Source organism: Cellulosimicrobium composti (assembly GCF_009711085.1).
Lineage (GTDB): Bacteria > Actinomycetota > Actinomycetes > Actinomycetales > Cellulomonadaceae > Cellulosimicrobium > Cellulosimicrobium composti.
On record NZ_WMKA01000058.1, the window covers coordinates 1 to 21,884 of the forward strand.

Below are 21,884 nucleotides of genomic sequence, written 5' to 3' on the forward strand. Positions count from 1 at the left end.
ACGCTGACCGCCCTGGCCGCGCTGCGCCGTCGTGCCCGTGCCCTGCGCGGCCGGACGACCGCCCTGCGCCGCCGGACGACCGCCGCCCTGGCCGCGGCCGCGGCGCGACGCGCGCGACCCGCCGTTGGACGAGGCGGTGCCGCGCTTCGCCTGCGTCTGCGGCGGCGTGATGTCCGCCGGGCGCACGTACTGCGCGACCTCGCCGACGAGGCCCTTGATCGTCGCGTCGCCGGGCGCCACGGGCTTCGGCTGGGCCGTGATCTTCGCCTTGCGCGTGAGGTCGCGCACGTCGCCGCGCTGCTCCGGGAGCATGACGGTGACGACGACGCCCTCCGAGCCCGCGCGCGCCGTGCGGCCCGAGCGGTGCAGGTACGCCTTGTGCTCGGCCGGCGGGTCCACGTGCACGACCAGCTCGACGTCGTCGACGTGGATGCCGCGTGCGGCGATGTCCGTCGCGACGAGCACCTTGACCGCGCCCGAGGAGAACGCCTCGAGGTTGCGCTCGCGCGCGCCCTGGCCGAGGTTGCCGTGCAGGTCGACGGCGGGCACGCCCGCGGCCGTGAGCTGCTTGGCGAGCTTCTTCGCCTGGTGCTTGGTGCGCATGAACAGCACGCGGCGACCGGTGCCCGAGGCGAGCTCGTGCACGATCTGCTTCTTCGCGTCCGCGTCGCGCACCGCGAGGATGTGGTGCGTCATCTGCGGGGGCGCGGCCGCGGCGTCGTCCACCGAGTGGCGCACCGGGTTGCTGAGGTAGCGCTTGACGAGCTGGTCCACGCCGTTGTCGAGCGTCGCGGAGAACAGCATGCGCTGCCCGTGCTTCGGGGTCTTGTCCATGATGCGCTTCACGCCGGGCAGGAACCCGAGGTCGGCCATGTGGTCGGCCTCGTCGAGCACGGTGATCTCGATGCCGTCGAGCGTGAGCAGGCGCTGGTTGAGGAGGTCCTCGAGGCGGCCGGGGCACGCGATGACGATGTCCACGCCCTTGTCGAGCGCGGCGACCTGGCGCGACTGCGCGACGCCGCCGAAGATCGTCGTCGTCACGAGGCCGAGGGCCTTCGCGACCGGCTCCATGGTGGCGTTGATCTGGTTGGCGAGCTCGCGCGTCGGGCACAGCACGAGGGCGCGCGGCCGGCGCGGGTGGCGCGACGTCTTGGCCCACGACAGGCGCGAGACGGTCGGCAGCGAGAACGCGAGGGTCTTGCCGGAGCCGGTGCGGCCGCGGCCCAGGACGTCGCGGCCCTTGAGCGAGTCGGGCAGCGTGGCGGTCTGGATGGGGAAGGGGGAGTCGATCCCCTGGCGCGAGAGCTCGCGCACGACGGGGGTGGGCAGGCCGAAATCGGCAAAGGAAGTCACAGGTGATGGGCCTCTCGGGGCTCAAGGATCGGGGTCCGCCGCACGCAATCCGGGGGGATCTCCACGACGCGGGGCGCGCGGGATCGCGCTGCCCTCGAGCCTCCAGTGTCTCATGCCCGACGGCGAGGGGCCGGGTGAGGTGCGTCTCGCACCCTCCCGCGCCCGGTGCCACAGGCGGACCGGCGGCCCGCGGGGCCGTCGTCCGGGGTCGTCACCCGCGGCGGTCGGCACGCCCCGCGAACCCACCGCTGTGGTGGAATGGCGCGCGTGCACGCGCTCCTCTCGCCCACCCTCGCCGCGACCGCGGGCGACACGGCGTCCTCGGTCGGTGACGTCGTCGGGCAGGTCTGGCAGGCCGCGACGACACCCGTCGCTCCTCCGGACCCGGCCGTGGTCCTCGTCATGGGCGTCCTCGCGCTCGCCGTCGTGCTCGTGACGCCCGTGTGGCGCGTCGCGCGCCACGTGGTGACGATCGCGCACGAGGCGTCGCACGCGCTCGCCGCCCTGCTCACGGGCCGGCGCCTGTCCGGCATCCGGCTCCACTCCGACACCTCGGGGCTCACCGTGTCGTCCGGGAGGCCGCGCGGGTTCGGCATGATCCTCACGGCGTTCATGGGCTACGTGGGCCCGGGGCTCATCGGGCTCGGTGCGGCGGCGCTGCTGCGCCAGGGCTACGCCGTGGGGCTCCTGTGGCTCCTCGTGGCGCTGCTCGCCCTCATGCTCCTGCAGATCCGCAACTGGTTCGGGCTGTGGTCGGTCCTCGTCACGGGCGCCGCGCTCGTCGGGGTGTCGTGGTGGGCGACGCCGGACGTGCAGAGCGCTGTCGCCTACGCCGTCACGTGGTTCCTCCTGCTCGGCGCGGTCCGTCCCGTGCTCGAGCTGCAGGGCGAGCGCTCGCGCGGGCGGGCGGCGACGTCGGACGCGGACATCCTCGCCCGCCTCACCCACGTGCCCGGCCTGGTCTGGGTGGGCGTGTTCCTCGTCGTGACGCTCGGCGCCGCCGTGGTGGGCGGCTCCTGGATCGTCGGCCCCGCGGCCTGACGGGCCGGCCCGCCCAGGGGTGTCGCAGGAAATTCAGGGGCCCTCGGGTACCGCGGCGCCCTAGCCTCGCGGCATGGGGTCCGTCACGCCGCCGCCGTCGCCGTCCGTCGTCGTCCGCCCCGAGGTGCCCGACGACGCCGCGACCGTCCGCGACGTCGTGCTGCGGGCGTTCGGGCCCGGCGAGGAGGTCGTCGCCGACCTCGTGGACACGCTGCGCGCCTCGAGCGCGCACGTCCCCGGTCTGTCGTTCGTCGCGACCGCCCGGCGGCCGGACGGCACCGAGGAGGTCGTCGGGCACGTCATGCTCACGCACTCGTGGCTCGACGCACCCGATCGCCTCGTCGAGGTGCTCGTGCTCTCGCCGCTCGGCGTCGTCCCCGAGCGGCAGCGCACGGGCGTCGGCGGCGCGCTCGTGCGGCACGCGCTGGACGCGGCGGACGCCGCGGGGTGGCCGCTCGTCTTCCTCGAGGGCGACCCCGGCTACTACCCCCGGCACGGCTTCGTGGCCGGGGGCGGGCTCGGGTTCGTCGCGCCGTCGGACCGGATCCCGGCGCACGCCTTCCAGGTCGTGCCCCTCTCGGGCCACGCGCCCTGGATGCGCGGCCGGCTCGTGTACGCGGACGCGTTCTGGGCGCTCGACTGCGTGGGCCTGCGGCCCTGACGCGCCCGGGCCGGCCTCGTCGCCGCCCGGGCGCGCCGCTCGCGCGCAGGGCCCGGGCTACGAGGCGTCGGCGACGCGCTCGTCGGCGACCCGCTCCCGGAACGACTCGTACCGGCGTCGCTCGCTCTCGGTGCGCGAGCCGACCACGATGAAGACGAGCAGCAGGACCGTGCCGCCCGCGCCCAGGAGGAGCGCGCCGAGCAGGTCGATCATCGGGACGCCCGCGTCCGGCGCCCCCGTCTGGCCCGTCACCGAGATGCCCCACATGCCCGTGTAGTGCATGCCCGCGACCGCGACGCCCATGACGAGGGCCGACACGGTGAGCATCGTCCCGCCGCGCGCGTGGACGCACAGCCACAGCGCCACCGTCGCCGCGACGACCGCGATGGTCACCGCGAGCACGACCGACACGGGGCTGTAGTGCATCTCGCCGTTCATGCGCATCGCGGCCATGCCCATGTAGTGCATCCCCGCGACGCCCAGGCCCGCGATGACGCCGCCTGCGACGAGCCGGCCGAGCTGGTACCTGGCCATCATCACCAGGTGCAGGCCGATCGAGACGACCACGACGGCGACCGCCGCGGACGCGACGGTGAGCGGCACGTCGTAGTAGATCGGCATGCCGTCGACCGTGAACCCGAGCATCGCGACGAAGTGCATGACCCAGATGCCGGTGCCGCCGATCGCCGTCGCGCCGAGCCACAGCCACGCGGAGCGCACCTTCCACGACGCGTCCACGCGGGAACGGGAGACCGCCGAGAGGCCGCACGCCGACCCGACGACGGCGGCCAGGTAGGCGATGAGGGGCGTCACTGCCCCGTACGAGAAGTGATGTACCTCGTGCATGACGCATACCACCTAAAAGGGGAGAAAGGGATACGCATCATAAGCACACGGCCGCGCGGCGCGTCGAACGCGCTCACGGCGCAGCACCCACGGTGCGGGGGCGCGGCCGTGCCCCCGCACGACGACGGGCCGCCCGCCGAGGCGGACGGCCCGTCGTGCGATCGAGGACGACGTCCGGAGTAGGTGGACGCGTCGCCGAGATCAGCCGGCGCGGGCGCCGGAAGAACGAATCAGCCCTGAGGCGTCAGGACGAACGCCGGTCCCTGCGCGTTCGGGTCCGTGTCGAGCGTGAGGTTCGCGAGGGTCGGCGCCGTGGAGGACTCCACGAACACCTTCGCCTCACCGTCCTCGACGACCGTGTCGTCAGGCTGCGGGGCGGGCACGAGCGCGAGCTCGAAGCTGCCCGCCTGGTCCGCGGACTCGGCGATCCGCAGACCGCCTCCCTCGGGGACACCGGCCTGGGTCTGCAGGTCGTGGACAGCGGTACGTGCGTTGTCGGTCAGGGTGAGCACGAGAGCTCCTCTCGTCGCCGGGCGGAGCCTGCGGGACACGTCCGTGCGGCTCACGCCTGGAGAGCGTGACCTGCCGTCGGTGCACCCTCCCGCGGGCTCCTCGGTCTTCTCCACCGAAACAAGAACGCGTCCCGCTCGCAAGCGAATCGCCCGTTTCTCACCGAATTTCTCACGGAGCAAGACCCGGCGTGACACCGTTCCCCGACCCGCGTAGGGTCCGCGCCCGCGCGACTCCCAGTTCGGCAGCCGTCGTCGAGATCGGCATCCGCTGCCCAGATCGGCAGTCCGGACTGCCGATCCCAGCCGGAACTGCCGACCTCGGCGCGAGCTGCCGAACTCGGTACGCGGGTAGCCTGTGCGGGGACGCCGACCGGCGTCCTGGGCCTCTAGCTCAACTGGCAGAGCTGCGGACTTTTAATCCGTAGGTTGTGGGTTCGAACCCCACGGGGCCCACCGTCGCGCCGAGGCCGTGCAGGCGATCCGGAACCGGGGTCCGCCCGGCCTCAGGCGGTGAACGTCGCCCAGACGGTCTTGACGTCGTCGGTGCGGTACCAACCGACGTCGAGCGAGAGCTGACGCGCCATGTGCAGGCCCACGCCGCCGGCGCCGGGGATGCGGCGACCGGCGTAGACGGGCTCGGTCGAGGTGTCGTGGTCGGCGACCTCGAGGAGGAAGCGCTCGTGGTGGCGCGCGAGGCGCACGATCGTCGGGGGCAGGCCGTGGCGCAGGGCGTTGGTCGCGAGCTCGGACGCGATGAGCACGAGCTTGTCCGGGGTGGACGACAGCCGACCGGTCGACTCGGCACCACAGCGCTCGAGCGCGGCGACGAGACCCGCGCGCAGCGCGGACAGGTCCTCGGTGGAGGACAGGACCCACTCCTCCACGGGCTCGTACTCCGACGGCGGCATCGACGTGACGAGGTCGGCGTCGTCACCGGGGACGTCGATCGACGGGTGTTCGTCCACGCACGGACCTCCTGCGACTCGGGGCGAGCCGCCACAGTGCCACGACGGCCAGCACCCCGCACCCGGTCGCAGGGGGGAGCGACGACCCCCGGTGCGGGGCGCGGGCGAGCGATGAGTCCGGGAGTGGGCGGCCGTCGATAGGTTCGACGGCAGGTCGACCGACCGCCCCCGACGACGAGGAGCTCGCATGTCCTTCCAGGCCTATCTCGACGCGGTCGAGGACAAGACCGGACTGACCCCGCGCCAGATCGTCGACCTCGCGCACGAGCGCGGGTTCGACGAGACGACGAAGGCGGGGCCCATCCTCGAGTGGCTCAAGGACGAGTACGGCCTGGGCCGCGGTCACGGCATGGCGATGGTGCACGTCATCACCAAGGGCCCGCAGATCCCGTCGAAGCACGTGGGCTCGTCGGGCACGCACCGCGACGAGTCGGACACGTTGTGGCTCGACGGCAAGGCGACGAAGCCGGCCTGACCGCGCAGCACCACGCGGCGGGCCCCTCGCCTCCCCCGCACGCCGGTGCCCGACGACGCCCGCTCACGGGACGTCGTCGGGCACCGGGCTCAGCGCGACGTCAGAGCGTCCAGCGCTGGGCGGCGGTCTGGTTGCACGTCCACAGCTGCACCTTCTGGCCGTCGTGCAGCGGCGCGCCGCCCTGGGCGTCGAGGCACTTGCCGGACTGCGGGTTGCGCAGCGCCTTCGTCCCGTCGTCGTAGACCCACTGCTGGGCGCCCGTCCCGTTGCACGTGTAGATCCACACGACGGTGCCGTCGGCCGTGCCGCTGCCCGCGACGTCGAGGCACTTGCCGAGGGCGCGCACCGTCCCGTCGGAGCCGCGGGTCCACTGCTGCGCGGCGTTGCCGCTGCACGTGGCGAGCTGCACCTGGTTCCCGTCGCGAGGATCCGCCCACGGCACGTCGAGGCACAGCGTGCCGTCGACGCGGATCGTTCCGGTGCCGGTGGGCAGGCCGGTGCCGGGGTCGGGCTCGTTCGGCTCCTGGGTGGTCCCGCCGTCGCCGATGGGCGTGGCGGTCCCCGTGAACGGGTCGAGCCGGATGAACGCCGCCTGCGGGTCGCCGTCGTGCACGAGCGACTCGTGCGCGCCGACGTCGTCGAACGCGAACGCGTACGCCCGCCCGTTCGCCATCTGCTGGTGCGCGAGCTTCGCGTACACGTCGGTGCGCGGGTCCTGGTAGAAGCCGGCGCTGCTCGCGTCGGGCTGGTTCGGGTTGGTCAGCGCGGTGGTGCGGATGAGCGCCGCGCACAGCGTGCGCGCGATGGGTCCGACGACGTGGTCGTTCGGCGCCTGGAGGTCCTGGTGGCACCCGTACACGCTCGACGCGTCGGGCTTCGTGAAGGCCGCGACCTCCTGCCCGGACCCGTTCCTGAAACGGAACCAGTCGCCGTCGACCCGCCCGCGGAACTGCGTGCCGGGCTCGTGGGAGAACGGCGTGATCACCATGTCGCGCGTGCGGTAGGAGTTCCACACGTCGGTGACGTACGAGTCGATCGCGGCCGAGGATATCCGGCCGACGTCGATGCCGTGGGACGGGTTGAGCGCGCGCAGCACGCTGCCGTCGGGTGCGCGCTGGATCAGCCCGCCCCACCCTGCGGACTCCAGGGCGGTGTAGAACGCCTGGTACCCGTCCGGCTTGAGCATGCCCGTGGACAGGACGTGCCCGTCCGCGCGCTGGACGCCCACCTGGTACGGCGCCGACCAGTGGTCGACCTGCGTGCTGTTGATCCACAGCCCGTCGTCGTTGAGCGTGTACTCGGTCCAGTTGAAGAGGATGTCGCGGTTCGGGTCGGAGTCGTTCTGCACCGCGGGCTGGACGAGCTTCCCGTCGAGCACGATCTGGAACGACATCTTCTGGCCGTACGAGTAGTAGACGCGACCCGAGAGCTTCGGGAGCCGGATCGTCACCGACTGGCCCGGCCCGGGGCCTGCGATCGACGCGTCCGGCGCGGGGACGGGCACGGGACCGACCCCGCCGGGCCAGGAGTGGAACGTGCCGCCCGCGTCGGCCCAGCCCGCGACGCCGTCCCGCTCGCCGAGCACGTACAGGTAGATCGGCCCCCTGCCCGAGTCGTTGGTGATCGTGAGCGGGATCGTCGCCGGGACCGCGCTCGCGGGGGCCGCGCCGACGGCCGCCCCGGTCACCGCGAGGACCGCGGCGACCACCGCGGCCCACGCTCGCCTGCTTCTTCTCCGCCTGTCGTGAGTCATGCCGGATCTGCTCCTGTTCGGTTGCTTCGTCGGAACCGCAGTCGCCGGCTCGGCCGGCGACACCGCTGCCACAGGAGGTGTGGGAGCGCTGCCACGACCGTAGCGGAGGTTGCCGCGCGACGCCAGGGAGCGCTCCCACGACGTGATCGCGCGGTTCCGGGGCGCCCGTAGACTCGAACGAGTGCAGTGCCACCACTACGACGCCGGGCGGTGCCGGTCGTGCACCCTCCTCGATCTGGCGTACCCCGCGCAGGTCGCGGGCAAGCAGGAGCACTGCGCCGCGCTCCTCGGCCCGCTCGCCCCGGACCTGACCTGGCTGCCCACGGTCGAGTCCGCCGAGTCCGGCTTCCGCAACAAGGCGAAGATGGTCGTCACGGGCACGACCGACGCCCCGGTGCTCGGCATCCTGGCCGAGGGCGGCGGCGTCGACCTCACGGACTGCCCGCTCTACCCGCCCGCGCTCCAGGCGTCGTTCGGCGCGTTCGCGGACTTCGTCACGCGGGCCCGCCTCGTCCCCTACGACGTGCGCGCCCGCCGCGGCGAGCTCAAGTACGTCCTCGTGACGCTCTCCCCCGACGGCGACCTCATGGCCCGGTTCGTGCTCCGTTCGACGGAGAGCCTGCCGCGGATCCGCAAGCACCTCCCGACGCTGCTCGACGCCCTGCCGTCGCTGCGCGTCGTCTCCGTCAACCTCCACCCCGAGCACAAGGCCGTGGTCGAGGGCGACACGGAGGTCCTGCTCACCGAGGCCGAGACGCTGCGCATGCGCGTCAACGGGATCGACCTGCACCTGCGCCCGCAGAGCTTCTTCCAGACGAACACCGACGTCGCCGCCGCCCTGTACCGCCAGGGCCGGGAGTGGGTGGACGACGCCGCGCCCGCCACGGTCTGGGACCTCTACTGCGGCGTGGGCGGGTTCGCGCTGCACGTCGCGGGACCGGACCGGGACGTCGTGGGCGTCGAGACGAGCGCGGAGGCCGTCGCGAGCGCGCGGCTCACCGCGCGCGACGCCGGGCTGGACCGCACGACGTTCCTCGCGCAGGACGCGACGGCGTTCGCGCTCGCGCAGCGGACGGCGCCCGGCCTCGTCGTCGTGAACCCGCCGCGCCGCGGCATCGGCGAGACCCTCAGCACGTGGCTCGAGGACTCGGGCGTCCGGCACGTCGTCTACTCGAGCTGCAACGCGTCGTCGCTCGCGCGCGACCTGGCTCTCATGCCGTCGCTGCGTCCGCGCGCCGCGCGCGTGCTCGACATGTTCCCGCAGACGTCGCACTACGAGGTCGCGGTCCTCCTCGAGCGCGTCTGAGGACCGGGCTCAAGACCGCTCCCCCGCGCGCCGCGCCGCCTCGACCGCGGCACCCTCGACCTGCGCGCGGTACGCGGCCCACTCGACGTCGTCGAGGTCGGGCAGGTTGCCGCGGTCGTCGCCCGCCGCAGGTCGTGGTCGGCCGGTGTCGGGCTCATCCTCCGGACGCTCCTCCCGCCCGCCGACGCGGGTGCCAGACTGGCGCCATGGCGACGGTCCACCCCGAGATCACCGAGCGGCTCGCGCGGTTCGTGCTCGCGCAACCCGTGTTCTTCGTCGGCACGGCGCCGCTCGCGGCGGACGGTCACGTCAACGTGTCCCCCAAGGGGATGGCGGGGACGTTCGCGGTGCTCGACCCGCGCACGGTCGCCTACCTCGACTACACGGGGTCCGGCGCGGAGACCGCCGCGCACCTGCGCGAGAACGGGCGCGTCGTCCTCATGTTCTGCGCGTTCGACGGGCCGCCGAACATCGTGCGGCTGCACGGGCGCGGCCGGTACGTCGAGGTCGGCACGCCCGAGTTCGACGCGCTGCGCCCGGCGTTCGCCAAGGAGCGCGAGATCGGGCAGCGCGGGATCGTCCTGGTGGACGTGGAGCGCGTCTCCGACTCGTGCGGCTTCTCGGTGCCGCGGCTCGCGTTCGTCGAGGACCGCGACGTGCTCGACCGCGCGCACGAGCGCCGCGACCCCGCGTACTTCGACACGTACTGGCACGAGCGCAACGCCGCGAGCATCGACGGCCTGCCCGCGATCGGCGCGGACGTCTAGCCCGCCGGGTCGGCCGTCGCGTCGAGGTAGGCGCGCCCGCGCGGCGACAGGCGGTAGCCGACGTCGAGGCTCTCGGTGAGGCCCAGCTCCTTGAGCCGGCGCACCCGCACCTTGAAGTCGTCGCGCGCCATGCCGAGCCCGGCCGCGAGCTCGCGCGCGACGACGCCCTCGTGCGCCGCGATCAGCTCCAGGTACTGGCGGGTCCACGGCTCGGTGGCCGCGCGGTCCTTGCGCGCGAGCGCCGCGCGGATCTGCTCGACGGCGGTCGCGTCCAGGTCCGCGTCCTCGCGCAGCGCGACGCGCGGGTCCGGGCCCGCGAGCCGGATGCCCACGCGGTAGAGGTCGCCCTCGCGGGCCGCGCCCCGGGCGAGCACCGCGGTGGGCGAGGTCGCGCCCGCGCGCCGCGCGTCGTCGTCGGACAGCAGGGGCGCGCCGTCCGGGCCCGTCGCGACCCGCTCGACCGACGTCACCTCGACCACGCCGACCCGGGTGCGCTGCCGCGTGCCGACCCGCACGCGGGGCGTCGTCCAGCGGCGGAACGCGACCGTCACCGTCCCGTCCTGCAGGCCGCGCAGCGTGCGGGCGTCGAGGAGCACGCCTCCGAGCGTACGACGGCGACCCCGCGCGCTCACCCGGTCGCGCCGGGTCCCCGGGGTCGGTCAGCCGCCGAGCTCGGGGCGGCGCGCGACGGTGAGCACGTGCGTGTCCGGCCAGTCCACGGGCTCGCCCGTCGCGGCGTCGTGCAGCGCGGCGACGGGCGCGAAGGAGTGCTCGACGAGCCACTCGTTGCGCCACGCGCCGCTGCCCGGCTCGAGCGCGAACCCGGCCGCGGTGAGCAGGTCGGCCCAGCGCGGGCCGGTGAGGTCGCAGAACCGCTCGTGGTTCTCGGACAGCCAGTTGTCCACGTAGTCCTTGCGCGTGAGGAACTCCATCGCCTCGCGCAGCGTGAGACGCCACGACCCGGCCGCGAGTCGCTCGGGCGCGAACGCCGCTCCGGACAGGCGCGGGAAGTCGTGCGCGAACTGGGCCAGGCGCGCGTCCGTGGAGAGCGTCCCGACCCAGGCCGCGACGTCCTCGCGCGCGAGCGCGTCGAGGTCCGTGCGCGCGCCGTGCGGGCCGTCGCCGTCCGCGCGGGCGCCGTCGTCGGTGCGCAGCGTGAGCACGACGTCCCGGTCGGGCTCGGCGGGTCCGCACACGTCGGAGTTGATCCACACCCCGCCGGGCCGCGTGTGGTCGTGGACGCGGCGCGCGAAGGTCTCGACGTCGCGCACGCCGTCGCCGTAGGACGACACCTCGTGCGTGAGCGCGATCGTCAGGGTCGTGTCGACCGACGCGTCGGGCATCACCGACCGGTCGAGGATGTTGGCCTGCACGAACCACACGTGCGAGTTCGCGAACATGCCCTGCGCCTTCTTGTGCTCCGCCTCCGCGACGAGGTGGCGTGCGACGTCGACCCCGAACAGGTCGGACTCGTGCAGGCGCGGCTCGCGCGCGACGTGCTCGAGCAGGCCGCCCGTCGCGCAGCCGATGTCGACGATCCGGCCGGGCCGCACGTACGGGGCCACCTGGGCCCACTTGCGCGCGGACGCGTCCTCGAACGCCGCCGCGTACGTGCGGTAGTCGCGCGTCGACGTGAGGTCGCCGTCGCCGGACACGACCGGGTCGGCGAAGATGCGCCGCACGTCCTCGACGAACCGGTACCGCGCGAAGAACTCCGCCACCGCCGGGTGCGCGACGTCGCGCCAGCGCTCGTCGCCCGCGGCGATCTGCTCGACGACGTCCCACGGCCGGGCGGGCGCCTCGCCGTCGGGCTCGGCGGCGTCGAGCTCGACGCCCGCGACGCGGTAGCCGAGCGCGTGGTAGGCGTCGACGAGCGGCGGCGTGGAGCACGCGACGACGGTGTCGGCCGGGTCGGGCGCGACGCCGGTCGCCGTCGCGACGCTCGTGAGGACGAGCTGGGCGAACCGGTCGTCGGGCGCGACGTCGGGCACGGGCACGACGACGGACGCGAGCCCCTCGCGCGTCGTCACGTTCTCGACGAGCGCCTCGCGCCGGTGGCCCGGCAGCGGGTTGCGGCGCGTGCCCGCGTGGTTCGCGGACGTGACGACCCACACGACCTCGACCCCGGGGTCGCAGCGGACGCGGCGGCCGTCCAGGTCGCGCACCAGCCCGGCGCGCAGGGCGCGCAGGTAGTCCACCTGGTAGCGCGTGACGACGTGGTGGCGGCCGGGGAACAGGATGCGGCGGACGGGGCGCTCGGGCGTGGTGGGCACGCGCACACGGTGCGTTGCCGCACGGCCCGCGCGCAACCCGTCTCACGGGCCGTGTTCGCTCTCCGAGAAGACCGGCGGCCAGAACCCGCAGGTCGGGGCCGCGCGGCGCGGGGCCGCAGCCGGGCCGCCGCTCCTGGACGCTCGTTCACGATGCGCCGCAGGGGGGACGTATGGGACGGTACTCGCGATGTTCTGGATCGTGGCAGGGGCTGTGCTCGTCGTGTCCGGCCTCGCGATCGCCGCGACGGCCGCCCGAGGCGCGCGCCGATCCGCCTCGACGGGTGCCCACGGGATGGGGATCGCCGTCGGGGGCGGGCTCGCGATCTGGGGCACGATCGCCCTGGTGATCGGTCTGCTCACCCGCGGCTGAGCGCACCCTCGCGGACGTCGCGCACCTCGGCCCCGCTGACGACGCCCGACAGCCCCCGGCGCCCGCGTGTGCACGGCACCGCGACCACGGACACCACGGCGACGAGCACCGCGAGAGGCGCCGCGACGTCGCTCGCGACCGCGAGCGCCCCACCCGCCACGGGCACGCCCGCGAGGACGCCGAGCGCGCCCCACAGCGCGCCGCCGCTCGCCGCGCGCGCGACGCGGCGACCCACGGTGCCGCGCCGGTCCGACCACCGCGGGGCGAGCCACACAGTCCGCTGGCCCCACGACGCGCCGTCGCCGAGGAGCGTCGGCACGACGAACACCGCGACGAACGGGACGACGGTCCCCACGAGCCACTGCGTCGTGTCGGTGCCGTCGGGGAGCGGGCGGCCGAGCGCGGAGAGGAGGGTGCGGTAGCCCACCTGGAGCACCACGCCCAGGGCCGTCAGGAGCAGCGCGTCGAGCACCATCCCGAGCCAGCGTCGCCACACGGTCACGGGCCGGGCCTGGCCGCGCCCGGCCGCGAGCTCGCCCGCGCGCGGCATCCACCGCAGCAGGAGCGGCGCCAGGAGCGCGCCGAGGAGGGCGCCGAGCGTGTTCGCGAGCACGTCGTCGACGTCCGCGACCCGGTACGAGCACGGGACGAGCCCGAAGATCCCGGTGTACTGCGTCGTCTCGACGAGCAGCGAGGCGAGCAGGCCGGACAGCGTCGCGACGGCGAGCCCACGGCCGAGGTAGCGCCGCACGAGCATGCCCCACGGGACGAACAGCACGACGTTGAAGACGACCTGGAGCACGACGACGCTGCGCAGGGTCGCGCCGACGCCGAGCCCCGCGGTCTCGCGCCGCACGTCGTCGAGCGAGTGGCCCGGCACGAGCTCGGGCCGGGGCACCCCGTGCTGCGCGCACCAGGCGGCGAGGTCGCCTCCGGGCAGCGGCAGGAGCGTGTACGCGACGAGCGCGACGCCGTACACGGCGACCGCGGCGGCACCGAGGAGCCGGCGCCCGCTCAGCCGCCCGTAGCGGCGGTACTGCCACGCGAGCGCGGGGAGGAGGAACGCCGCAAAGAGCAGCGCTCCCCCGACCACGCCCACGTACGCCGGCCACGTCCAGCGGTCGGTCACGCGCGCACCTCACCGGGTCGGTCGGCGGGGCGGTGCGCGGGGGTGGGGCTCGGAGTCACGCGCCCCAGTATCGCGGGCCTGGCGCGTCGGCGTCGGCGCGAACGACGACGACCGTCCCCGTCGCGCGGGACCTTCGGCGGCGGGTCCGCGGGCGGGTCGTGCCTACCGTGGAGGTGCGGTCGGTCGCACGGCCCCGCCGAAGTCCTGCCGGGGTCGGTCCCGTGCCGGCCGCCGCGCACCGACCGGTGCGCGCGGCACGACGATCGAGGTGAGAAGCATGAAGGCGGCCCGGTACCACGGCAAGGAAGACCTCCGCGTCGAGGAGGTGCCGGAGCCCGTGACGCAGCCGGGCACCGTGAAGATCCGGCCCGCCTGGACGGGCATCTGCGGCTCGGACCTGCACCTGTTCCTCGAGGGCCCGTTCCCGCCGGCGCCGTCGCAGACGCAGCCGCACCCGCTGTCGGGCGAGACGTTGCCCGTCGTGTTCGGGCACGAGTTCTCCGGCGTGGTCGAGGAGCTCGGCGAGGGGGTCGAGGGCCTCGCGGTCGGGGACGCCGTCGTCGTCGAGCCGTTCATGGTGTGCGGCGAGTGCCCGCCGTGCCGCGACGGCCTCTACAACGCCTGCGTGAAGATGGGCTTCATCGGCATCTCCGGCCGCGGCGGCGGGCTGGCGGAGCACATCGTGGTCGAGCGGCGGTGGGTGCACCCGGTGGGCGACGTTCCGCTGGACCAGGCGGCGCTCGTCGAGCCGCTGGCCGTCGCGTACCACGGCGTCCGGCTCTCGGGGGCGAAGGCGGGCGACACGGTCCTCGTCGGCGGCGCGGGGCCGATCGGCCTGCTCACGTGCGCCGTGCTGCACGCGATCGGGGCGCGCGCGGTCGTCACCGAGGTGAGCGGGGCGCGCAAGGCCAAGGCGCTCGAGACGGGCGTCGCCGACGTCGTGCTCGACCCGCGCGAGGTCGACGTCGCCGCGCGCGTCCTCGAGCTCACCGACGGCCGCGGCGCCGACGTCGCGATCGAGTGCTCGGGCGCGCAGCCCGTGCTCGACACGCTGACCCGCGCGCTCAAGGCGGGCGGCACGCTCCAGATCGTCGCGCTGTTCTCCGAGCCGCCGACGCTCGACGTCATGACCGTGCTGCTGCGCGAGCTGACGATCAAGGGCGCGATCGGGTACGCGGACGACCACCCGGCCGCGATCCGCCTCGTGCAGGACGGCAAGGTGGACCTCGCGCCGTTCGTCACGGGCCGCATCGCGGTGGAGGACGTCGTGGAGAAGGGCTACCGCGAGCTGATCGACCACAAGGACGACCACGTGAAGATCGTCGTGTCGGTCTGAGACGTGCGGCCCGCGGTCCCCCGTCCCCGGGGCCGCGGGCCGCGCCACCCGGCCGGTCTCGACCTGCGCCGCGCGACCCGGCGTGCCACCGTGGAGGAGCCACGGCAGCACCCGCCACGGGAGGTTCGCATGGACGTCCTCGCCGCCCACGGCGACGCGATCGGTGCGGTCGACGCGCTCGTGCGACCGCTCGACGACGACGCCTGGGCCCTGCCCACGCCCGACTCGGACTGGACGGTGCGCGACCTCGTCAACCACCTCACCGTCGAGCAGCTCTGGGCGCCCGAGCTCCTCGCGGGGCGCTGGATCGAGGACGTGGGGACCGTGCTCGACGGCGACGTCCTCGGCGACGACCCCGTCGACCGGTGGGTCGACGCGTCCGTCCAGGCGCGCGAGGCGTTCCTCGCGCCCGGCGCGCTGGAGCGTCGCGTGCACCTGTCCTACGGCGACGAGTCGGGCGCGGAGTACTGCGCGCAGCTGACGTTCGACCTCGTGGTGCACGCGTGGGACCTCGCGCGCGCGACCGGTGCGCCCGAGGACGTGGACCCGGCGCTCGTCGCGTGGTCGCTGCACTACGCGCAGTCCCGCTCGACGCTCGACGAGCCCGGCCGGCTGCTCCGACCGCTCGACGTCGCCGACGACGCCGACGACCTCGCGCGACTCCTCGCGCTCACCGGCCGGCGCCGCTGACACCCGGGTGAAAGTCTGCGGCACGCGCGCCCGGGAAGGACGGCGGCGGGGTCGCGCGCGAGACTGACCCCATGTCGCCCGACCGCACCGCGACCGACGTGTCGCACGCCTCCCCCGGCCCACGGCTGCTCCGGCCGGCCGCCGAGCGCGCGGGCCGGCCGCTCGTCGTCGGTCACCGCGGCAACTCGTCCGTCGCGCCGCAGAACACGCTCGCGGCGTTCGAGGCGGCGTGTCGCGCCGGGGCGGACGCGATCGAGCTCGACGTGCGCCTCACGGCCGACCGCCGCACGGTCGTGCTGCACGACGACGTCGTGGACGTCACGACCGACGGGACGGGCCGTGTGGACGCCCTCACGCTCGCCGAGGTGCGCGCGCTCGACGCCGGGTCGTCGTTCTCGCGCGCGTTCGCGGGCCAGCGCGTGCCGACGTTCGAGGAGGTCGCGCGGTTCGCCGCGCAGCGACCGGGGCTGGAGCTCCTCGTGGAGCTCAAGGGCGTGTGGTCGGTCGATGACGTCCCGCTCGTCACCCGGCACGTCGACGCCGCCGGGCTCGCGGACCGCACCGTCGTCCAGTCGTTCTGGCCGCCCACGGTCGCCGCGCTGCGCGACGCGGCCGGGCACCTCGCGCGCGCCCTGCTCCTGGTGCTGCGCCCCGACAGCCTCGACGAGCTCGTCGCGGTGTGCGCGGACCTCGGCGTCGTCGCGTGCAACCCGGACGTCGCGCTCCTCGCGCACGAGCCGGGCCTCGTCGAGGCGGTGCGAGGGGCGGGACTGCGCGTGCACTGCTGGACGGCGAACACGACGGACGAGTGGGAGGACCTGCTCGGCCGGGGCGTCGACGCGATCATGACCGACCGCCCGGACCGCCTGGCCGGGTGGCTCGACGCGCGGCTCGGGCGGTCGCCCGAGCGCGCGGCCGACCCGCTCGCGCCCGGGGCTGCCGTGCACGCCGTGCCGTCGTTCGACGGGTGAGGCGCACGCCGCCGCCCTAGCCTCGACGGATGAGCGCCACCCCGCCGCCCGGGCCGCTCCCCGGCCCGTCCGACGAGCCCGCACGCACGCCGGCGGTGTGCGTGCTCGCCCTCACGCCGCTCCTCACGGTCGAGATCGAGCCGGCGGGCCCGTACGAGACGTCGCCCGAGGTCCACGTCCACCCGGGCGGCCAGGGCCTGTGGCTCGCGCGCATGGCGTACTCGCTCGGCGCGCACGTCGTCGTGTGCGGGCCGTTCGGCGGGGAGACCGGCAGCGTCGCGGCGCACCTCGCGCGCGCGGAGCACCTCGACCTGCGGGCGACGACGACCGGCGCGAACGGCGCGTACGTGCACGACCGGCGCGGCGGCTCGCGCGAGGAGGTCGTGAGCATGGACCCGTTCCCCCTCAACCGCCACGAGGTCGACGACCTGTACGGCACGGTCCTCGTCTCCGGGCTCGACGCCGCGGTGACCATCCTCACCGGGTCGGAGACCGCCGTCGGGGTCCCGGCGTCGTTCTTCGCGCGCCTCGCGCGCGACCTGCACGCGTCGGAGCGCCAGGTGGTCGCGGACCTCTCCGGGGAGCAGGCGCGCGCCGTCGCGTCCGCCCCCGGGGCGGTCCTCAAGATCAGCCACGAGGAGATGGTCGAGGGCGGGTTCGCCGACGACGACACGGAGGCGGCGCTCCTCGCCGCCGCACGCGCCATGGTCGACGCCGGGCCGCGCGCCCTCGTCGTCTCGCGCGCCCACGACCCGTCCCTGCTCGTGACGCGCGACCACACCTACACGGTGCGCACGCCGCGCATCACGACCGTCGACCACCGCGGCGCCGGGGACTCGATGACTGCCGGGATCGCCGTGGGGCTCGGGCGCGGGCTCGACCTGCCCGCCGCGGTGCGTCTCGGCGCGGCGGCCGGCGCGCTCAACGTGACCCGTCGCGGGCTCGGCACGGGCCGCCGCGACCAGATCGAGCGCCTCGCGTCCCGCATCACGGTGCGCGAGGCGCGGCCGTAGACCGACGACCAGGACCGACCCAGGAGGCATCGTGCGCGCGCTCGTGACGAACGACGACGGGATCGACTCGCCCGGGCTGGCGGTGCTCGCCGGCGCGGCGCTCGACGCGGGGTACGAGGTCGTCGTCGCCGCGCCCGCGCGCGAGTCGTCGGGCGCGAGCGCGTCGCTGCTCGGCGCGGAGCGCGACGGCCGGCTCGCCGTCGAGCCGCGGCGGGCGCCCGGCCTGCCCGACGAGGTCACGTCCTGGGCGGTGCGGGCCGCGCCCGCGCTCATCGCGTTCGTCGCCGCGTACGGCGGGTTCGGCCCGCGGCCGGACCTCCTGCTGTCGGGCGCCAACAAGGGCGCCAACACGGGCAACGCGATCCTCCACTCGGGGACGGTCGGCGCCGCGCTGTCCGCGATGACGCACGGCATCCGCTCGCTCGCGGTCTCCGTCGACGCGGCGGAGCCGCAGCACTGGGACACGGCGCGGCTCGTCACCGACCACGTGCTCGCGTGGATGGCGGGCGACGCGGCGGGCGACGTGCCGCTCGACCGGCGCACGCTCAACGTCAACGTCCCCGACGTCCCGCCGGACCGGCTGCGCGGGCTGCGCCAGGCGCCGCTCGCGAGCTTCGGCCTCGTCCAGGCCAACATCCACGAGGACGGCGACCGCCACCTCGTGCTCCAGTACTCCGGCACCGAGCGGCACTCCGAGCCCGACTCGGACACGGGCCTCCTCACACGCGGCTGGGCCACCGCGACGCTCCTCGTCGCCCCCTACGCCGACGCGACGGTCGAGGTCCCCGGGCTCGGCTGACCCGTCCACGCCGGGTCGGGGCCCGGCGCCGCCGACGCAGCGAGGCTCCGGTCCTCAGCCTCGGGCCCGGGCGTCGTCGTCCGCGGGGGCGTCGCCGTCGGGCGCGCCGGTCTCGTCGTCGCGCACGGCGCCGTGCTCCGCCGTGCGCTCGCGCTCGTCGATGACGTCCTGGCCCGGGCCCGCGAACGCGCGCGAGCGCTCCTCGCCCTCCGGGGTCCCGCTGAAGAACGCCGACTCCGCGGCCTCGGGCGTGGCCTCGTCCGGGGCGTCGCCGGGGTCGTCGTCCTGCCCGACGGCGGGCAGCGGCCGGGTGCGTCCCGGCGCCTCCGCGTCGTGGTCGACGCCCGGTCCCCGTGCGGGGTCGCCGTCGTGCGGACCGGGCGCACCGTCCGGCCCGGGGACGACCCCGACGACCCGGGTCGGGTCCTCGCTCGGCGCAGCGCCCGCGCCCCGGCCCGCGCGCCGGATCGTGCCGAGGACGACGGGCGCGTCCGCGCGACGCGACCCGCGGTCCACCGGCAGCCGGGGCGGGCGCGCGGGGGCGACGGGCGCCGACGTGCCGTCCCCCGAGTCCTCCTCGCGGCCGGGCGAGGCGGCGTCGTCCGCGAGCGCCGGGGCGTCGGCCGCGCGCTCGAGCCGTGTGCGCGGGAGCCCCTGCGGGGCCGCGCGCTGGAGCCAGTCGACGAGGCCCTCGCGCACGAAGCACCGCAGGTCGAACAGCGTCGGGGCGTCGCGCGCGCTGACGAGCGCGCGCACGCGGACCAGTCCCCCGACGGCGTCGGTGACCTGGAGGATGCCGACCCGCTCGTCCCAGAGCTCCGTGAGCGCGAGCAGCCGCCGGAGCTCGCCGCGCATCTCGCCGACGGGCACCTCGAAGTCGAGGTCGAGCTCGACCGTGCCGAGCAGGTCGGCGGCGCGCCGGGTCCAGTTCTGGAACGGGGTCGTCGTGAAGTACGTCGACGGCATGATGAGGCGGCGGTCGTCCCACAGGTGCACCACGACGTACGTCATGGTGATCTCCTCGATGCGGCCCCACTCGCCCTCGAGCACCACGACGTCGTCCACGCGGATCGCGTCCGTGAACGCGATCTGCATGCCCGCGAACACGTTCGCGAGGGACGTCTGCGCGGCGAGGCCCGCGACGATCGAGATGAGCCCCGCCGAGGCGAGCAGGCTCGCCCCCGCGGCGCGCGCGGCGGGGAACGTCAGGAGGATGCCCGCGACCGCGCACACGACGATCACGGCGACGGTGAGGCGGCGCAGCACCGTGATCTGGGTCCGGACGCGGCGCGCGTGCCGGTTGTCCGCCGTGTCCGTGCGGTAGCGCTGCAGCGCCGAGTCCTCCAGCACGAACGCGATCGCGCCGACCCACCACGCGCCCACCACGATGAACGCGATGAGCAGCAGGTGCTCCACGCCGGGTCGCCACGGGGTCGCGGCGTCCGTGGTGAGGCGCACCGCGACCCACACGGCGACGACGGTCAGGACCGCACGGTCGGGGCGTCGCAGCCGTCGCGACAGGTCCCGGGCGAGCTCGCTGCGCCGTCCCGCGCGGCGCACGACGGCCGAGATCACGGTGCCGAGGACGAACGCGAGCAGGGCGCCCGCCACGACCGCGCCGAGCGTGACGAGGACGTCGGTCGTGCTCTCGAGCTCGGTGTCCATCCCCCCAGGCTAGGCAGCGCGCGCGGCGGCCACCTCCGGGCCGTCGGACCCGCCGCGCGCCGGCCGCGCGAGCCACGGCGCGAGGAGGCGCGTCACGCGCGGCAGCACGAGGTACGTCATGACGGGGGTGAGGACGAGGGTCGTGGCGAGCACGCGCGGCACGACCGGGACGTCGTCCCACGCCGGGACGAGCGCGCCGACGAGGAGCGTGAACGCGAGGTTCACGGGGAAGAACCCGAGCCAGATGCTCACGGACTGCTTCCAGCGCGGCGGCGCGGGCGGCGCCGGCGCCGGGTCCGCGCCGGGCGCGGCCGCCGGGCTCGCGGCCGGGGCGTCGAACCACCCCTCGATACCCGTGCGGTGCTCGACGCGCGTCTCCTCGACGAGCCCGCGACCCTGCGCGAGCCACTCGCGGCGCTCGGCCGACGTCTGCCACGCGTCGAGCGTCGCCGCGTCCGCGAACCGGTAGAGCATGTGCCAGTCGTGCGACCCCGCGGACGCGCGGACCCAGCCCGACCCGAGGAACCCTGGGTAGCGGTTGGCGAGGTTGACGCCGGCCTGGACCCACCGCGTGACGGCGGGGACGTTCTCGGGCGCGACGCGCCGCTCGATCGCGACGGTCACGGGCCCGGAGCCGGGAGCGCGGGTCCCGGGCTCCCCCGGGCCCGGCGCGCGGGGTCCGGTCTCCGCGGCTGCGCCTTCGCGCGTGCGGGGAGCCGTCGGGTCGTGGTCGGGCCCGGCGCGGCGGCGGGACGGTCGGGCGGGCCGGAGACGCGCGGGGTGGGCGCCGCTCCGGTCCGCGCCCCGGGGGACGTCGTGGGTCATGGGGACGAGTGAACGTGCTCGGTGTTTCGGGGTCGTGAACGGCGTCGCCCGCGGGACGGATCGTCCCGCGGGTCGGACGCCGCCTGCCGGGTCCGCCCGCGCGCGGGCGCGAGCGGCCGGGCCTAGCGTGGCACGCATGATCTCCTGGGAGCTCGCGCTCGCGCTGCGGGACGCGGGCGTGCGGTGGTCGCCCGGTCCCGGCGACCGCTTCCGCCTGCTCGCGACGGGCGGCGACGGCGACGTCTACACCGTGAGCGACATGACGATCGAGCCGCACGAGTTCGACACGGGCGTCGTGCTGGGCTTCAACGGGACGACCGAGTGGGCGCTCGACTCCGTCGCGCTCGAGGACGCGCTGTGGCACCCGCTCGAGAGCCAGCTCCGCGAGCTCCTCGGCGGGACGTTCCGCGCGCTCGAGCGCACCGACGACGGCTACGTCGTGCGCACCGAGGTGCTGGGGGACGCGGCCGCGTTCGACGCGCCCGACCCGGAGGACGCCTACGCCCTCGCGCTGCTCGCGCTCGTCGCCGCGAGCGCCGGCGCGCCGTCGTGACGCGCGGTCCGGGACGCGAGGCACGTCCCCTCTTCACGTCCTGACCACAGGGTTCCCACCTCATTCCCGGCCCTCCCCCGCGGAACCGTCCCCCGCTGGACACACGTCTAGTTGAAGATGGAACAGCCGACGGATTCCGTGGTCCCCCCTGCGACCGCACCGCCGGCCTCGTGGTGAGAGGGCGCGCTCGCGTCCCGCCCGAACCGCACGCCGTCGTGGTCACCCAGCGCTTCCCGTTCTGCGCAGGTGCACCAGGCTCGGAAGCGCCCCGCGCTTCGACCGCCCGCGACCACGACCCGATGATCGGATCGTTCGCTTGACCTCTGCTCAGCTCTGCACGCCCGCACACCGTTCCCCCCGCACGACCGACGCGCGCCCCGCCCCCCGTGGCGAGGTGCGCTGATGGGGCGCCACACCGCGAGCCGCGCCTCGCTCCCCGCCCTCGTCGTCTCCGCCGCGCGCCGCTCGCACGTCGCCGCGCGCGCCGTGCGTCGTCCGCGCACCCTCGCGACCGGCGCCGCCGTGGCGGCCGTCGCGCTCACCGCGACGACCGCCGCCGCCGCGTTCGCCGAGGGGTCCGC

At 75.2% G+C, this 21,884-nt stretch carries 22 protein-coding genes and 1 tRNA gene; 13 read left to right on the forward strand and 10 right to left on the reverse strand.

From position 1 onward, the window contains the following. Window positions 1–1,353 (reverse strand): DEAD/DEAH box helicase (locus GJV82_RS17215; RefSeq protein WP_318657773.1); only part of this gene is annotated, 1,353 nt, incomplete at its 3' end. 267 nt (window positions 1,354–1,620) lie between these two features. Here GJV82_RS17215 and GJV82_RS17220 point away from each other — a divergent pair. Further along, complete coding sequence (locus GJV82_RS17220; protein ID WP_318657774.1) at window positions 1,621–2,394, forward strand: M50 family metallopeptidase; 774 nt, start codon at window positions 1,621–1,623, stop codon at window positions 2,392–2,394. Window positions 2,395–2,467: 73 nt separating this feature from the next. Next, window positions 2,468–3,055: a GNAT family N-acetyltransferase gene (locus tag GJV82_RS17225; RefSeq protein WP_155100080.1), complete on the forward strand. Its 588-nt coding sequence runs from the start codon at window positions 2,468–2,470 to the stop codon at window positions 3,053–3,055. Between the two features lie 57 nt (window positions 3,056–3,112). Here the strand turns inward: GJV82_RS17225 and GJV82_RS17230 are convergent, their stop codons facing one another. Further along, window positions 3,113–3,868, reverse strand: coding sequence for an MHYT domain-containing protein (locus tag GJV82_RS17230; protein ID WP_196217295.1), 756 nt, complete (start codon window positions 3,866–3,868; stop codon window positions 3,113–3,115). A gap of 263 nt (window positions 3,869–4,131) precedes the next feature. Next, window positions 4,132–4,413: a HesB/IscA family protein gene (locus GJV82_RS17235; protein ID WP_024838981.1), complete on the reverse strand. Its 282-nt coding sequence runs from the start codon at window positions 4,411–4,413 to the stop codon at window positions 4,132–4,134. 380 nt (window positions 4,414–4,793) lie between these two features. Here GJV82_RS17235 and GJV82_RS17240 point away from each other — a divergent pair. Further along, a tRNA-Lys gene (locus GJV82_RS17240) sits at window positions 4,794–4,866 on the forward strand. Between the two features lie 50 nt (window positions 4,867–4,916). On the opposite strand, the gene GJV82_RS17245 is transcribed toward GJV82_RS17240, so the two are convergent. Next, a complete protein-coding gene (locus GJV82_RS17245) occupies window positions 4,917–5,378 on the reverse strand; it encodes an ATP-binding protein (protein WP_024838982.1) in 462 nt (153 codons plus the stop codon). A 187-nt stretch (window positions 5,379–5,565) separates the two neighbouring features. Between GJV82_RS17245 and GJV82_RS17250 the strand changes: the two genes are divergently transcribed. Continuing rightward, window positions 5,566–5,853 carry a DUF4287 domain-containing protein gene (locus GJV82_RS17250; RefSeq protein WP_024838983.1) on the forward strand — a complete coding sequence of 96 codons (288 nt, stop codon included), beginning with the start codon at window positions 5,566–5,568 and terminating at the stop codon, window positions 5,851–5,853. Between the two features lie 100 nt (window positions 5,854–5,953). Here GJV82_RS17250 and GJV82_RS17255 read toward each other — a convergent pair whose 3' ends face one another. Next, window positions 5,954–7,606, reverse strand: a complete 1,653-nt coding sequence (locus GJV82_RS17255; protein ID WP_155100081.1) for a glycoside hydrolase family 64 protein — start codon at window positions 7,604–7,606, stop codon at window positions 5,954–5,956. Window positions 7,607–7,787: 181 nt separating this feature from the next. On the opposite strand from GJV82_RS17255, the gene rlmC reads away from it, so the two are divergent. Both rlmC and GJV82_RS17265 read left to right on the forward strand, forming a co-directional pair. Beyond that, window positions 7,788–8,912: a 23S rRNA (uracil(747)-C(5))-methyltransferase RlmC gene (rlmC, locus tag GJV82_RS17260; RefSeq protein ID WP_318657775.1), complete on the forward strand. Its 1,125-nt coding sequence runs from the start codon at window positions 7,788–7,790 to the stop codon at window positions 8,910–8,912. A gap of 206 nt (window positions 8,913–9,118) precedes the next feature. Continuing rightward, the gene (locus GJV82_RS17265; RefSeq protein ID WP_155100083.1) at window positions 9,119–9,679 is read left to right on the forward strand and encodes a pyridoxamine 5'-phosphate oxidase family protein; all 561 of its coding nucleotides are present in this window, start codon (window positions 9,119–9,121) and stop codon (window positions 9,677–9,679) included. Here the strand turns inward: GJV82_RS17265 and GJV82_RS17270 are convergent. Both GJV82_RS17270 and GJV82_RS17275 read right to left on the reverse strand, forming a co-directional pair. Further along, window positions 9,676–10,275 carry a hypothetical protein gene (locus GJV82_RS17270; protein ID WP_115941915.1) on the reverse strand — a complete coding sequence of 200 codons (600 nt, stop codon included), beginning with the start codon at window positions 10,273–10,275 and terminating at the stop codon, window positions 9,676–9,678. The two genes, GJV82_RS17265 and GJV82_RS17270, sit on opposite strands and share 4 nt — an antisense overlap. A gap of 63 nt (window positions 10,276–10,338) precedes the next feature. Then, the gene (locus GJV82_RS17275; RefSeq protein WP_318657776.1) at window positions 10,339–11,952 is read right to left on the reverse strand and encodes a methyltransferase; all 1,614 of its coding nucleotides are present in this window, start codon (window positions 11,950–11,952) and stop codon (window positions 10,339–10,341) included. A 187-nt stretch (window positions 11,953–12,139) separates the two neighbouring features. Between GJV82_RS17275 and GJV82_RS17280 the strand changes: the two genes are divergently transcribed. After that, window positions 12,140–12,322 carry a hypothetical protein gene (locus tag GJV82_RS17280; RefSeq protein ID WP_155100085.1) on the forward strand — a complete coding sequence of 61 codons (183 nt, stop codon included), beginning with the start codon at window positions 12,140–12,142 and terminating at the stop codon, window positions 12,320–12,322. Here GJV82_RS17280 and GJV82_RS17285 read toward each other — a convergent pair. Then, window positions 12,309–13,451, reverse strand: a complete 1,143-nt coding sequence (locus GJV82_RS17285; protein WP_155100086.1) for a VanZ family protein — start codon at window positions 13,449–13,451, stop codon at window positions 12,309–12,311. The genes GJV82_RS17280 and GJV82_RS17285 overlap by 14 nt on opposite strands. A gap of 277 nt (window positions 13,452–13,728) precedes the next feature. Between GJV82_RS17285 and GJV82_RS17290 the strand changes: the two genes are divergently transcribed. The 5 genes from GJV82_RS17290 to surE all read left to right on the forward strand — a co-directional run bounded on the left by GJV82_RS17290 (window position 13,729) and on the right by surE (window position 18,260). After that, entirely contained in the window at window positions 13,729–14,787 is a 1,059-nt protein-coding gene (locus GJV82_RS17290; protein WP_155100087.1) for a 2,3-butanediol dehydrogenase, read from the forward strand. 129 nt (window positions 14,788–14,916) lie between these two features. Continuing rightward, entirely contained in the window at window positions 14,917–15,477 is a 561-nt protein-coding gene (locus GJV82_RS17295; protein ID WP_024838992.1) for a TIGR03086 family metal-binding protein, read from the forward strand. Window positions 15,478–15,548: 71 nt separating this feature from the next. After that, the gene (locus GJV82_RS17300) at window positions 15,549–16,448 is read left to right on the forward strand and encodes a glycerophosphodiester phosphodiesterase (protein WP_155100088.1); all 900 of its coding nucleotides are present in this window, start codon (window positions 15,549–15,551) and stop codon (window positions 16,446–16,448) included. Between the two features lie 29 nt (window positions 16,449–16,477). Then, window positions 16,478–17,461, forward strand: coding sequence for a 1-phosphofructokinase family hexose kinase (locus GJV82_RS17305; RefSeq protein ID WP_115941910.1), 984 nt, complete (start codon window positions 16,478–16,480; stop codon window positions 17,459–17,461). Between the two features lie 31 nt (window positions 17,462–17,492). Continuing rightward, on the forward strand, window positions 17,493–18,260 hold the full coding sequence (surE, locus tag GJV82_RS17310; protein WP_115941909.1) for a 5'/3'-nucleotidase SurE: 768 nt from the start codon (window positions 17,493–17,495) through the stop codon (window positions 18,258–18,260). Window positions 18,261–18,314: 54 nt separating this feature from the next. Here surE and GJV82_RS20830 read toward each other — a convergent pair whose 3' ends face one another. Together GJV82_RS20830 and GJV82_RS17320 are read right to left on the reverse strand one after the other, a co-directional pair. Continuing rightward, window positions 18,315–19,925 carry a mechanosensitive ion channel family protein gene (locus tag GJV82_RS20830; protein ID WP_155100089.1) on the reverse strand — a complete coding sequence of 537 codons (1,611 nt, stop codon included), beginning with the start codon at window positions 19,923–19,925 and terminating at the stop codon, window positions 18,315–18,317. A gap of 9 nt (window positions 19,926–19,934) precedes the next feature. Next, the gene (locus GJV82_RS17320; RefSeq protein ID WP_318657778.1) at window positions 19,935–20,549 is read right to left on the reverse strand and encodes an antibiotic biosynthesis monooxygenase; all 615 of its coding nucleotides are present in this window, start codon (window positions 20,547–20,549) and stop codon (window positions 19,935–19,937) included. A 337-nt stretch (window positions 20,550–20,886) separates the two neighbouring features. On the opposite strand from GJV82_RS17320, the gene GJV82_RS17325 reads away from it, so the two are divergent. Continuing rightward, window positions 20,887–21,303, forward strand: a complete 417-nt coding sequence (locus tag GJV82_RS17325; protein ID WP_155100090.1) for a pilus assembly protein CpaE — start codon at window positions 20,887–20,889, stop codon at window positions 21,301–21,303. The last annotated feature ends 581 nt before the right edge of the window (window positions 21,304–21,884 follow it).

What these genes read in the sequence shown, in the direction of transcription:
- GJV82_RS17225 (WP_155100080.1), top strand. Translation starts at nt 2,468, where the DNA reads ATGGGGTCCGTCACGCCGCCGCCGTCGCCGTCCGTCGTCGTCCGCCCC.
- GJV82_RS17250 (WP_024838983.1), top strand. Translation starts at nt 5,566, where the DNA reads ATGTCCTTCCAGGCCTATCTCGACGCGGTCGAGGACAAGACCGGACTG.
- GJV82_RS17255 (WP_155100081.1), bottom strand. Translation starts at nt 7,606, where the DNA reads ATGACTCACGACAGGCGGAGAAGAAGCAGGCGAGCGTGGGCCGCGGTG.
- GJV82_RS17265 (WP_155100083.1), top strand. Translation starts at nt 9,119, where the DNA reads ATGGCGACGGTCCACCCCGAGATCACCGAGCGGCTCGCGCGGTTCGTG.
- GJV82_RS17280 (WP_155100085.1), top strand. Translation starts at nt 12,140, where the DNA reads ATGTTCTGGATCGTGGCAGGGGCTGTGCTCGTCGTGTCCGGCCTCGCG.
- GJV82_RS17290 (WP_155100087.1), top strand. Translation starts at nt 13,729, where the DNA reads ATGAAGGCGGCCCGGTACCACGGCAAGGAAGACCTCCGCGTCGAGGAG.
- GJV82_RS17295 (WP_024838992.1), top strand. Translation starts at nt 14,917, where the DNA reads ATGGACGTCCTCGCCGCCCACGGCGACGCGATCGGTGCGGTCGACGCG.
- GJV82_RS17300 (WP_155100088.1), top strand. Translation starts at nt 15,549, where the DNA reads ATGTCGCCCGACCGCACCGCGACCGACGTGTCGCACGCCTCCCCCGGC.
- GJV82_RS17305 (WP_115941910.1), top strand. Translation starts at nt 16,478, where the DNA reads ATGAGCGCCACCCCGCCGCCCGGGCCGCTCCCCGGCCCGTCCGACGAG.
- GJV82_RS20830 (WP_155100089.1), bottom strand. Translation starts at nt 19,925, where the DNA reads ATGGACACCGAGCTCGAGAGCACGACCGACGTCCTCGTCACGCTCGGC.
- GJV82_RS17325 (WP_155100090.1), top strand. Translation starts at nt 20,887, where the DNA reads ATGATCTCCTGGGAGCTCGCGCTCGCGCTGCGGGACGCGGGCGTGCGG.